Origin of the sequence: Wohlfahrtiimonas sp. G9077, from assembly GCF_002252155.1 — a bacterium.
GTDB lineage: Bacteria > Pseudomonadota > Gammaproteobacteria > Cardiobacteriales > Wohlfahrtiimonadaceae > Wohlfahrtiimonas.
Genome location: NZ_NEFD01000001.1, coordinates 405,336 through 417,774, shown reverse-complemented (window position 1 = coordinate 417,774; position 12,439 = coordinate 405,336). Strand labels below are relative to the sequence as shown.

The window sequence follows — 12,439 nt, the reverse complement described above, 5'->3', positions numbered from 1 at the left end:
TGATGAAGATTGGTGGATAACATGTTTGATATTCAAATAAAAAATAAAAGTGGCCAAGTCATTAATAAAATTGGTGATGTTGTTACTTTTAATAAAGCAATTGAACTTAAAAAAGGTCAAAGCATGGGTATAGATATTAGCGTTGAAAAGGGAGAGTTTGTCTTTACTTCAGTGAGAGACGTTGGCGCATCAGACTTTTGGAAGGAGCGAGTGTCCGTTAATGGTAGCCTTGTAACAATTACAGCTGTTTCCGATCATTTAACTGTAATGAAGGGGAGTTTCTAATGTATGGCGTTCAATTTAGTAGAGAAAATGGTTTAAGAACATTAAATGATGGTGGTGTGGTTTTTGAATATTATAAAGTGCCATTAAAATATACATGGGTTAGATATGGCACGAATGCTCCAGGTATGCATAAATCCGTGTTGACAGAGTATCATATCCCAAGGGCTATATTGAAAAATTCAGTGGTTGCAATTGAAGAGGGTAGTATCATTTCATGGAACCATAGAGATGCTAATACTAGCTTATTACGCATAGCAACTTTAGATATTTCTAAGCCTGCAAAAGCGCATCTTTTTAAACCATACGACGGCGATGCGAATAAAGATATGTATGGCGTTAATATTTATAATTCACAACAAAAATTAATTTACAACTCATCACTAAAGACAGCAAAAGTGATTGGATATATTAGTAAATTCAATCCGCAGCCTGTGTGGTATAGATCAATTAATCAGGTGACAAAATTAGCTTTTGTACAAGTCGGAAATGATTTATCTCGTAGGCATGTTGCAGGAGCTTTTGAGTATAGCAAAGCATCGGTTATAGAGTGTGTAGGGACTCATGTATCTGTTAGGCCCAATGTATTTTTAGCACCACCTGACAGAAGCGAGTCCAATAATTATTGGCGCTCTAATTATGATATTTTATGGTTTATCTTAGATATTAGTGATTTATGAGGTTTGAAGTATGCAAACGGGTATTCTTAAAATTACTAAAAATAATCAAAAGGGCTCACAAATTGTTGAGCCCTTAATTAATACGTTTCTTTATTTTTCGCAAGATGGCATCAGAAAGGTGACGACTAAAACTGATGCTCAAGGGCAATATTCTTTTGAGTTACCCATTGGATCTTATCAGGTTAGTATCAGTACTGGTGCTGATGGAAATGTTTTTCCATTACTAGGAGGGCGATTATTTGAGATGAAACAAGATAGTCCTACTAATACATTTGAAGAATGGCTTTATAATAAGCCCACTACTCTTAATAGCGATCTTTCAAATATCTTTCAAAACATTGAATCTAACTTACAATCTATGATTGAGGATGCTAGATCTAAGGGCCAGGCTATTTTGGCATCATGTAAAGAGATTGAAAGAAATATTAGTGCTAAGTTAGATATCGAGGCCAGTAATAATATTAATGCAGATTACACATTAGTTGATTTTGGCACGATGATGCGTAATGAACGTAAAGTTCTACCTAACCCATTTGGTGATAACGTCCCTGTTTTAACTGTAGTGGAAATCTACTCTGAGAAGCTTGATAAGTGGGGGAGAACCGGGGAAGGTGCGGGTGGTGGTTTCGTTACAGGCGGTATGATTTTAGGTGAAGGGATTTACGTTCAGACAGGTGCAGGTACTGTAGGTGTGAACAATCCCGCCGTATCCGGCGGTGTTTTTGTACCTGATAATCCTGGTATGGCTCCAGTGCGTATGCATGTATGGAAAATAGGGGGTTCTAAATGATTATTTATGTTAATAAGGCTGATATGAGGTCATATTCTTATACGCCTGATGTTGTATGGGAAACAATAGCAGTTGAAGTGCCAAATGGCTTTGTGGGCGGTGCTAAAACTTATGATCTTTCCACTAACACATGGGTTGATGATCCTGCAATACCATTGCCAACTAAAGAAGAATTAAAGGCATATGAAAAAGAACAAATGCTACATGATTTGCAGGTAAAACATCATGAATTACAAACGACAATGAATATGCATTTACTTTTAGACGAGCAGATTGAAGCTGCTGAGATTGCGAGACAACTCAAATCTGTAAAATTACAGATTAAAACATTACAATATGAAAACCCTTATGAGGTGTCTTATGGTTTTTATTAAAACTTAAAATTTTATATCCGATGTAGTCGTAGGAGAAATGATGAAAAAAATAGTTTTTTATATTTTATTCTTTTCTTTTATATGTTCAGGCATTGTAAATGCTAAGACACAATCAAATGGCTCTGAACAATCAACATGCTCAGATGGTTTATTTGTGATTATTGCTGGAAATAAACCATGTGCCGAAAACAATAGTTTTATTCGTAGAGGTAAACCAACATTTGATGAAGGAGAAGCGAGTGGGATCACATCTAAGCTTACACATGAATCTAGCCCATCAGGTATTAAATCAAATTAAGATAGGTGCGCTTCGCTTTAATTAGCGCACTTTTTTTATTGTCTAATTTTTTGGTATAGCATATAGGGACAGAATTCTGGATTTTATAGGTGGGGGAGGATAATGAAAAAACTATTTGCTTATATGCTAATGGTACTTGGATGGATTTCGGGCGCTAATGCCTATGTTACATCTGATGCTTCTGATCCAAATGTAAAATCTCTTTGTAGAGATGGTATGTATTCTACATCAGTGGGTAGAGGTACTTGCTCTGGACATGGTGGAGTTGCGGGGAGAGTTGATCCGATACAACAAATAGAACCATCTAATAATTTTGAGGTAAAAAGGGTCACTGATGTACAATTAGTATCTATTAAACCACCTGAAAATTTCCGCAAAGCTAAAGCGGCAGCAGTCAAAAGTATTTATTTTGATACATCAAAAGAACTATATTGCGATTGTCCTATTACATGGCAGGGAAACAAAGGTAGTGGGGTGATTGATATCGCAAGTTGTGGCTATAAAGTCAGAAAAAATGCTACGAGAGCAAATCGAGTAGAGTGGGAACATGTTTTACCTATTTCTATCGTAGGCAAACAGTATCAGTGTTGGAAAAATGGTGGTCGAAAAAACTGCCAAAAGGTTTCAGAAGAGTTTAATAAAGCCGAAGCAGATCTTCATAACTTTTTACCTGTGATTGGTGAAGTTAATGGTGATCGATCAGATTTTATGTATGGCATGTTAAATGAATCGCCCCATCAATATGGATCATGTCAAACCGTGATTGATTTTAAGGCTCGTAAAATGATGCCTAGAGAAGAAATACGTGGCATCGTAGCGCGTATTACTCTCTATATGTATGATCGCTATGGCATGAGATTGTCAAAGCAAGATCAGCAGCTATTTAATGCGTGGAATAAGATGTATCCAGTAACAGAATGGGAAAAAGAACGTAACCAAAGAACAGCATGTGTTATGGGATGGGGGAATAACTATATTTCCGATATTGATCTGAATAAATGTAAGTAACTTTAACTTTTTCAACTAATAGGCATCTGAAAGTGGTGAACATCTTTATGACTTAATCTTGAGAGTTGAATGGTTATCACCAAATGGATATAGAAGGTGAGGCTTATAAAGTTAAGTGTGTACATCTCATTAACTTGGCTAAAAACTCAGGATTGGATGCAAAGAAAAGTGAAGCAGTTATTGATACTATGATTGACGTTATTAAAAGCCGATTGGGCGAATTGTCAGGTGGTCAGTATGCTGCTTCAAAAGCTACTGCTGCGATGATTAAGGATAAGATTGGTGGGAATATTAGTTTATTAATTTAATTTGGGTGAAGAAATATGATTACAAAACAGGATAATCAAATGATAGGATTTGATTTTGGTATTAAACCCAACTTTATGGTTGTCGGAGATATTAAGTTTTCAGAATTATTCAAACAAGCCGAATGTCTGGGGTTGGCTTATGTATTTGAGCAAATAAATGATAATATTCGTCCTGTACAGATAGTATTTCAATTCAAGAATAAAGAGCCAGCTGATAAAGTTATGGCTACATTTATGGATTGGGTTTCTAGATCAAATGATGATGGAGATGCTGTTGACCTTACTTTTATAGAGAAGAAAGATGGTTCTTATGGATTTTCTATTGGTCCTGAGCTAAATAGATTAATAGAAAGAATAGTTCCTAGAGATTTGTTAAAAAAAATTAATCCATTAGTCTATGTGAATACGTATTTTAAGCATATGACAGTACAAAGTGATAATTATATTAATTTCAAAGAAAATATTAAAAATACTGAAGAGATTGTTATTCGATCTGTTGTTGGAGACCCGAATCTGGAAGGGAATTGGGGAAAAGATTTTTTTAAGAAGAAAGTATTTAGTTTTGTTAAAGAAGGTGAAATACCTCAGGATTCTAATGTAATAACTTATGGGATGAAAGATACCAAAGTAGACAAGAAAAAAATGCTTCCTAGATATTCTAAAGAACAAATATCTGAAAGAAGAATAAGTGAACTAAGAACACTGATGCCTATAACCTTTCATAAAATACAAAATTTATGGCTATCTAGCTTAGTAGATGAGTTAATTGGGACGTATGACGAAATATTGATTAAACAAGCAATTTGTAACTTAACAGTTGAAGAACGAATGAAAAAAGATTGTACTTCTGATAGCTCATTTTTAATCAGTGAAATTAATAGATTGCAATATTTGGTATCCACATATGAGTCATTTGTTAGTTACTATCCTGATGATGATTTTTATACTATAGAGAAAATTAAAGAGCAAATTAGCAACGACCAAAAAGTTTTAGAAGATTATTTGAAAAATTAATTTATAAGGAATTATTTATATGACAACAATTTTTGCAGCATTGTGTGGGGTAATATTAGCAGAATCTGGAAATGTCGTTACAGGTGTAATTGCTAGTGCAACCTATGATGGGTTAAAGAAGGCTATTGATTTGTCATCATTAGGTAAGAAAGTAAAAAGGTTTTTTAATTCAGATGAGGAGGCGAATAGATATATTGAAGATCTATGTACAAAACCATCTGTTAATCCTACAAAACCTTTTAGGGATATTGAGGATCATTATGAAGAACTAACAGGTAATAGCTATGATGATGAATTGTTTTTTACAATAAAAGACTGGGTTCAAGAGCATTCTCAACAGATAATAACTGCGTCCCAAATGACATTTACAAATACTAAAGGTTTTAATATTGGCCAGCAACATGCTGGCCAAGATATTATTAATGTTCAAGGTGATTTTTACAAATCAAAAAAGGACTAATTTGTGGTTGAAATTCAAAGTCAGCATGCTGAAAAAATTTATAATGTAAATGGAAATCTCTATCTTCAGGACTCTTCTGAGGTTCAAGAATTCTTAAGAATTGAGAAACAGAAAGAATTGGCAGAACGTAATTCATTAGATTATTTCAGAATGCTTGTATCTGATTTTGATGCTAAAAAGCTAATCACTAGAGAAAGCCTAGTAGAGGATATTAATAGGTTTTTAGAAGAAAGTGGTCAAGTGATTTTATATGGAGAACCAGGTATTGGTAAAAGTACATTGGCATATCAAATTTCTAATACTACAGATAAAGTTATTTATATCTCTTTAAAGAATAAATCATCTCTGAGTGTTTTATTGTATTTGATTAATAAAGTTAGAGGTATTAATAATGATAGTTTATTAGAAATCACAAATTTGGAGGAAGCACTTGAATGGATGCAAGTTTGTTTGCTTGAAATTCAGTCTAAAATTCATTTTATTATTGATGATTGTGACCAAAGTAAAGAGTTAGCAGAGAAATTGATGTGTTTTGAAAAAGGCCAAAATAGTTTCCTTTTTTTAGTAAGAAATAATAAGTTATTTGAGCATCTTCCAATTACTTCTTATGCTTGTAATTCTTTTACAAAAGATGAAATTAGGCAATATTTATTGAGTCACGATATTTTTATTGGTGAATTAGATTTAAATAATTTAATAAGTTCATCTCAAGGGAATCCATTATATCTCTTTTATTACTCTCATTTTAATAGAGATTCTATTCCGCCAGATTTGCAAGCATTTCAAAATGAAATTTGGAATAATTTGTCGGAGATTCAGCAAGAAAAATTAATATTTATTGCTATTTCATATTCTTATGTGAATATAAAAGAATTGATTCAAATCTCTGGTAGAACTCCAATACAGGTTGCAAAAGATCTTCAGGAAATTCATCAGTTGGTTAAAAACAATGATGGGCATTTAGAGATATTTCATCCTTCACTTGAAGAGTTCATTCATGAGAAGTTAGAAAAGAATGGAATTCTATCGGTCTATCAAAAGCAGTTAGGAGAATACTATTTATCAGAAAAAAAAATAATTCATGCTACTTATCTGTTAAGAAAGAACCAGCCTGAGAAAATTGAAAAATATGCCTTTGCAGTTGTTCCTTACTTAGTAGAGTCTGGAGATTTATTATTTGCATTAGAGCTTTTGGAAATTAAAAAAGAGTATGCTGAATCAAGTTTTGAAGAGGGATACTTATATTATTGTTTTTTTCATATTCACCATTTGCTAGGAAATAAAAATGAATCTACACAATTTGTAGATAAGGCACTAGATTTATTAAATCATGAGAACCACGAGCTATATGTATCAGCTCTAACATTCAAAGCAATTAATTATGTAGAAATAGGTTGTATTTCAGAGGCATTAAAAATAGTTGATCGTATTTTTGATGATTTAGATACATATTCTAAAGAGATAAAACCTCTTGTTCTGAGCAATATATCTAAAATATATACGGATCTTTCAGAATTTCGTAAAGGAGCAGAGACAGCTAAAAAGGCTTATGAATTATTTGTAGAACTGGGTGAACAACAAGGCATAATTATGAGTTGTTCAAACTTTGTTTCCTGTCTATCTCAAATAAAGGGGAAATTAGATTTAGCAGAAGAGTATGGATTAAAACTATTAGAGTATCTAGATAAATCACCAAATGTTTTGCTCGTTAGAACAGTAACATTAAGTACTTTAGCGCATATATATAGAGAGAAAGAAGATTTTGATAAAGCTAGAATGTTCAGTGAGCAAGCAATAGCATTCTGTCAGAAATATGGGTTAAGCGACAAGGTTGTACTTAATTTAATTAATTATGGAAATATAATTAGAGATTCTGGTGATAAAGAAAAAGCTATAAACATATATGAAGAAGCTCTTAGTAAAGCTTTAGAGGCTAATTTACTAAAAGAGGTTGGACGAATATATTGGATTCTATCGGCTGAGAAAAGATTGGAAGGTGATTATGCACTAAGCTTAGAATTTTCTGATAAATCATACAAAAAATGTCAGGAGTCAGAATTTCGTTATGGAATGGCAAAAGCTTTAGAACATAAAGCAGAAACCTTATTATTGTTAGGAAGATCAAAAGATTCTGCAGAAAGTTTTATTATGAGCGCAACTCATTACGCTGAGATAGATATGTTTGCACATGCATATCAAAAAATGATTTCAGAGGCTATTAAGATTTATCATACAGAAAATGATCAAGTTAAAGTAAAAGATCTTATAAATAATCAATTGATTTTTTGTGAGAGGATTAATTTAGATGTTTCATACTGCATGGAAATAATTATTTCTTATGCAGAGGAAGTATCCATCAGAGAATATACTGTTAATTTATTTACAAGATATCTTTCTCAAGAAGGCATTAGTGAGCAAAATGCAGTTGATGCGATATCTCAGTTAGTAAATTATTGCAATAGAGTAGAAAGCAAAGCAGGAAAAGAGTTTTTCTTAGAAATTGTACAGTTAATGATAAATAAAGTTGGCGGTATAAAGTATTCTTATAGTTTATTGGGGATTATAATCGAACAGTCCAGGGAGCTGTTAGGGCAAGATGAGCTTGATATTATTTATGAAGAATTATCTCAAAAATTGAGTTTCTTTTCGTATCGAACAATAGATGAAGCAGTGATACTCACCACAGTAATATCTGAAAAAATTAATTTACAAATAACAGTCTATGAAGATGAATTGATATGTCAAAAACTAGCGATTGCTTTGATTCTTTTTATTAATGAAATATCAGACTTTATTACGACTAAACTTATTTTTTCAAATATTTCTTGCCCAATACAATTTTTTTTATATTCTCCACAATTGCAAGAATATTGTAAGGAGCAGATTCCCATTTTATATATAGCACTTTCTTTTGAAAAGGTTTCATCTATTCATATGGAGAAGAAGGAGATTGGCACTCCAGATATAATACTAATTAACAATCAATATGAATTTGAAAAGAATATGGAAGGAAAGGAGTTTCTTTACCTTATTCATCAGTCTATTTATGGTTTACGAAAGCATTTTTGTTTAGAAAATGTGGAAATTACTGATGATGAAAATTTAAAGAGTTTATTGCTAAATTACTTAGCTGACTTTTTTGGCTTTGTATCACCAAATGTTAAAGATGAAAAATATGATATTAGAATTTCATTACCATAGTATTTTAAAGGGTCATTTTGTACCAAAAGAGATCCAACCACATAAAGTTTTATGTTTTAGGGTAATTTAGTATGTTTTTGATAAACAAAGAATAAAGCAATTATTGATCGTTTTGTGGCGGTGTAATACTCCATCCGCTTCCGCCAGATATAAACATCACTTATGCTGATTTAGCTAAAAGGGTAGGTGTTGACATAACTGCCTTCCGAGTTTAGAAAAAGGGGATGGATTAACATTAAGCGTGTTATTCAGCAACATAAAGAAGAAATTCAAGCATTGGCATATAAACTATTTGTTTATATATTGCAGCCAAATTAGATTCAATATCTTGAAATCTCTTATGGTTATCAGTTATAAGTCTAAGATTTATGGGTATGTATTTAGATGGTTGTAAACTCTAAGCGAATTGATTCAATGAATGGTTCTAAATACTTCACAAATGCATATTTGAATATTTGGGATATTTTAGTATTAACGGTTATTTTCTTTGGCCAAGCGATCATCCAATCCACTATCAGCTTTTTAGATCTATCTAATGTAGGTGATCAAACGGGGCTTGATTTATCTTTCATTCAATCCAATCACTATTGGGATATAGCACTTGAATTGATGAGTTTATCAATCGCAGGTATATATTTGCTAGTGCGGCGATTCGACTTTAAACAGCTAAATTTTCGTGTCAATTATTACACTGTGCCACTAGCAATTTTATTTGCCTGTGCTTCAGATATGGCGACATACTTTTATGATTGGGGCGTACATTTATGGAATGCTCCTGATCTATTGGCACAATCAGTAGAAAATGCCGCTAGTAGTGATGTATTACACAATCATATTACGCCCAATTTAATAGTGTTTTCTTTGCTTAATGGCTTTTATGAAGAGATCTTCTTTTTAGGCTTATTATTTTGTATTCCTCGTCAATATTTTGGCTGGATGTATCTTTATAGTTTGGTGATTCGTTTTAGTTTTCATACATATCAAGGCATAAATAGTGCAATCGCCATCACCCTTTTAGGTGTTGTATTTCTTCTCATACGTCGTAGAACAAATTTATTAGTGCCATTTATGTTGGCTCATGCATTTTTTGATGTCTTTGGTTTGGGAGCTATTTATACTCAAGTTGTATTACTTTTTCAGTAGATGATGAAGATTTTTTGAATCAAGTGAATAAAAAATGAACACCGTGCTTTAAGTATAATTTTTGATATAAATCAATTTTTTATTGTATGAAAAGTTTGCATATTTTGTGTTTATCTTAAATTTACAGAACATTTCTTAAATAGATGAAAGCTAGTAAAAAAATATTTTTGTATTAAAATACGCCCCAGCTACAAAATGGCTATCTTTTATACAGAATGTAATTATATTTATTTAAGAAGTGGATAGAATTATGATCGCTACAGGAATAAAAAATAATATAGAAAGCCTACAGATTTTTTCGGATCTGTTAGAGCCAGACATTAAAAAGATTTGTTTAATACATCAGTGTATACAGGGGGTTACGAAAGATTTAGTAGAGAAGTATTACAAGGAATATTGGAGTGAACGATTAACCAATAAAGCTGAAGATATTGAGCCCAATGATGTGAAATATATTTTTGAATCTTGGTTTAATGTTATTTTTGCTTGTTCTCAAAATGTTGAAGAAAAGCATAACGCAATTTTTTGGGCTATTGGGAATTTAGAAGGTGAACATAAATTAGCTCCAGTTGTTATACAGCGGGGGATAAATTTCTTACGGCATGAGGCTCAAGTGTTGGTAGTCTGTGATGATGAAAATTTACCATTAACATTAAAGCTAGAACTAGTTGTTTCAATATTTAAGGTTTTAGATTTAAGCGAACTAATTTTAAATGAGTGTTTATGATATATACAATAGGTAACTGGAACCCGTCATAGTGAAAACTATGGCGGGTTTATTCATTTATAGGCTACCTATCAATAATGATGATGTTTTCGTCCTCTAGGGCTTTTAAGTTACTTTCTGCATCAATACATTTATCAATGAAATCATTCCAGAATTGCAGGGCATCTCTTTTAAGATGTAGGTATTGGGCATTGTTATAGGTTTCTCTGATCTTATCGCTATCAGTATGAGCTAGAATGGACTCTATAATATCCTTATCAAATCTCTTTGTTTCATTGAGGATGGTTGATGCTAGATGCCTTAAACCATGAATAGAAGTCTCAATCTTATTCGTATTTAGTGCCATGATTGGCGTTGTAGATCGTAAATGTGATTGATGAGACGCAAAAACATATTCACTTTGATTTTTTTGTATATCTAAAATATTTTGAATTTGTGGGGTAATAGGGATGTGATGTGGTTCTCTGGTCTTCATAATTGATGCTGGAATACTAATGATATTTTTTTGAGTATCTATATAGCTCCATTTTAATTGCACAACGTTTTGGATGCGGCAGCATGTTCTTAGGGTAAATTCTGTGGCCATACGTGTTGTTAAAGATGCTTTAGAATGACTTATAAATTCTCGTAATTTATAAATATCTTTAGGATTTAAGGTTCGATGTTGTTGTTCAACATGCTGTTTAAAAGATTCTAAACTAATTAGAGCAACTGGATTATTATTACAGAGCCCTTTTCCTGCGGCATGTTTGAATGTTTTGCTGATGGCAGTTTTTGCACGTTTAATTTGGCTTGTAGATCCAGCAGCTTCAATAGCTTTCAATGCATTGACGATATGAAGGGGTTTAATATCTTTTACGCTTAAATGACCCAAATATTTCATACAATAGGTATACATGAGGTTATATTGTTGCTTGGCATTTTTTTTATAACGGATTGGCTCCAAATTTTATGGAATTCGTTATAGATATGCTCAAATGAATCATTGTTATTTGTGTTTTTAGGATTTATCTTCTCAATAACAACTAATTTTCTGAGTTCATTATGTTTTGTACGTGCTTCAGCTAAAGAGATGAGTGGATATTGTCCAATAATGAATGTATCTTCTTTACCTGTATCTGGGTTAACGTATCTATATTCAAAAATTTTTGTGCCTGATGGAGTAACTTTTAAGCATAGTCCATAGCCATCATATAGGCGATATAACTTGTTTTTAGGTTTTGCATTTGCAATTTGTGTATTGGTTAATGGTTTTGAAATTCTAGCCATTTTTATACCCTTTTGAATACCCTCTAAAATTAGTGATTTATACACATTGATAGAAATGTAAGGAAACAATGTTATATTAAGAATAACGGTATATCAATTGGTGAAAGTCGTTAGGAAACGAGCGGAAACGGGTATTAGCTCCCGCACAGGCAGCTTAGAAATCAGCAAAGATTTTACGGGCTATTTCGTCCTTGTTCACTGCCGCACAGGCAGCTTAGAAATAATCTCTAGGTAGTTTCGTTTAAATTTGGCGGTTCACTGCCGCACAGGCAGCTTAGAAAATCAAGCATGGTTGAGAATCGTAGACGCGTCTGTTCACTGCCGCACAGGCAGCTTAGAAATCGGCTGGTCTCTGCAAGGTGATTGCAGAGGGTGTTCACTGCCGCACAGGCAGCTTAGAAACAACGCATTGGCATTTCTGATTCGTCGTGCTTGTTCACTGCCGCACAGGCAGCTTAGAAAATTACGATTGGAACGCTGATTTATTACGCAAAGTTCACTGCCGCACAGGCAGCTTAGAAAGGCCTAAAATATCAATTTGACTTGCTGCAAGTGTTCACTGCCGCACAGGCAGCTTAGAAAGGCCTAAAATATCAATTTGACTTGCTGCAAGTGTTCACTGCCGCATAGGCAGCTTAGAAATGATGTTTGTCGATGCAGTGGACGGCTACCACGTTCACTGCCGCATAGGCAGCTTAGAAAAACCCACATTGCAATTGACGCCGTAGACTTCAGTTCACTGCCGCATAGGCAGCTTAGAAAGAGAAGCGCGACGGGCAGCACTATCTCATTCAGTTCACTGCCGCATAGGCAGCTTAGAAACTTCATTATCTTTGAGTATGCAGCGCCTATTTGTTCACTGCCGCATAGGCAGCTTAGAAAAAA

Annotated in this window: 14 protein-coding genes and 1 CRISPR repeat array (1 of these 15 running past the window's edge); of the genes, 12 read left to right on the top strand and 2 right to left on the bottom strand. The window is 33.2% G+C overall.

Annotated elements, in window-relative coordinates:
* The first annotated feature begins 21 nt into the window (after nt 1-21).
* From B9T20_RS01935 to B9T20_RS01880, 12 genes are all read left to right on the top strand, one after another.
* Entirely contained in the window at nt 22-285 is a 264-nt protein-coding gene (locus B9T20_RS01935) for a hypothetical protein (protein ID WP_094489565.1), read from the top strand.
* Nucleotides 285-962 carry a hypothetical protein gene (locus B9T20_RS01930; RefSeq protein ID WP_094489564.1) on the top strand — a complete coding sequence of 226 codons (678 nt, stop codon included), beginning with the start codon at nt 285-287 and terminating at the stop codon, nt 960-962. The genes B9T20_RS01935 and B9T20_RS01930 overlap by 1 nt, the downstream gene beginning before the upstream one ends.
* A 10-nt stretch (nt 963-972) precedes the next feature.
* Nucleotides 973-1,752 carry a carboxypeptidase-like regulatory domain-containing protein gene (locus B9T20_RS01925; RefSeq protein WP_094489563.1) on the top strand — a complete coding sequence of 260 codons (780 nt, stop codon included), beginning with the start codon at nt 973-975 and terminating at the stop codon, nt 1,750-1,752.
* Nucleotides 1,749-2,126: a hypothetical protein gene (locus B9T20_RS01920; RefSeq protein ID WP_094489562.1), complete on the top strand. Its 378-nt coding sequence runs from the start codon at nt 1,749-1,751 to the stop codon at nt 2,124-2,126. Before B9T20_RS01925 ends, B9T20_RS01920 begins: the two co-directional genes overlap by 4 nt.
* Nucleotides 2,127-2,166: 40 nt before the next feature.
* Complete coding sequence (locus B9T20_RS01915; RefSeq protein ID WP_094489561.1) at nt 2,167-2,424, top strand: hypothetical protein; 258 nt, start codon at nt 2,167-2,169, stop codon at nt 2,422-2,424.
* 102 nt (nt 2,425-2,526) lie between these two features.
* Entirely contained in the window at nt 2,527-3,432 is a 906-nt protein-coding gene (locus tag B9T20_RS01910) for an endonuclease (protein ID WP_148138872.1), read from the top strand.
* 83 nt (nt 3,433-3,515) lie between these two features.
* Nucleotides 3,516-3,740 (top strand): hypothetical protein, encoded by a 225-nt coding sequence (locus tag B9T20_RS01905; RefSeq protein ID WP_094489560.1) that lies wholly within the window; start codon nt 3,516-3,518, stop codon nt 3,738-3,740.
* Between the two features lie 15 nt (nt 3,741-3,755).
* Nucleotides 3,756-4,754, top strand: coding sequence for a hypothetical protein (locus tag B9T20_RS01900; protein WP_094489559.1), 999 nt, complete (start codon nt 3,756-3,758; stop codon nt 4,752-4,754).
* A gap of 19 nt (nt 4,755-4,773) precedes the next feature.
* Complete coding sequence (locus B9T20_RS01895) at nt 4,774-5,214, top strand: hypothetical protein (RefSeq protein ID WP_094489558.1); 441 nt, start codon at nt 4,774-4,776, stop codon at nt 5,212-5,214.
* A 3-nt stretch (nt 5,215-5,217) separates the two neighbouring features.
* Nucleotides 5,218-8,415: a tetratricopeptide repeat protein gene (locus tag B9T20_RS01890; protein WP_094489557.1), complete on the top strand. Its 3,198-nt coding sequence runs from the start codon at nt 5,218-5,220 to the stop codon at nt 8,413-8,415.
* A 414-nt stretch (nt 8,416-8,829) separates the two neighbouring features.
* Nucleotides 8,830-9,558 carry a CPBP family intramembrane glutamic endopeptidase gene (locus B9T20_RS01885; protein WP_094489802.1) on the top strand — a complete coding sequence of 243 codons (729 nt, stop codon included), beginning with the start codon at nt 8,830-8,832 and terminating at the stop codon, nt 9,556-9,558.
* A 250-nt stretch (nt 9,559-9,808) separates the two neighbouring features.
* Nucleotides 9,809-10,285, top strand: a complete 477-nt coding sequence (locus B9T20_RS01880) for a hypothetical protein (protein ID WP_063454805.1) — start codon at nt 9,809-9,811, stop codon at nt 10,283-10,285.
* 64 nt (nt 10,286-10,349) lie between these two features.
* On the opposite strand, the gene B9T20_RS01875 is transcribed toward B9T20_RS01880, so the two are convergent.
* A complete protein-coding gene (locus tag B9T20_RS01875; protein ID WP_063454804.1) occupies nt 10,350-11,168 on the bottom strand; it encodes a site-specific integrase in 819 nt (272 codons plus the stop codon).
* Nucleotides 11,165-11,554: an Arm DNA-binding domain-containing protein gene (locus tag B9T20_RS01870; RefSeq protein ID WP_094489556.1), complete on the bottom strand. Its 390-nt coding sequence runs from the start codon at nt 11,552-11,554 to the stop codon at nt 11,165-11,167. Before B9T20_RS01870 ends, B9T20_RS01875 begins: the two co-directional genes overlap by 4 nt.
* A gap of 133 nt (nt 11,555-11,687) precedes the next feature.
* A CRISPR array of direct repeats spans nt 11,688-12,439; the repeat unit is 28 nt; unit sequence GTTCACTGCCGCACAGGCAGCTTAGAAA; it runs 57 nt beyond the window's last position.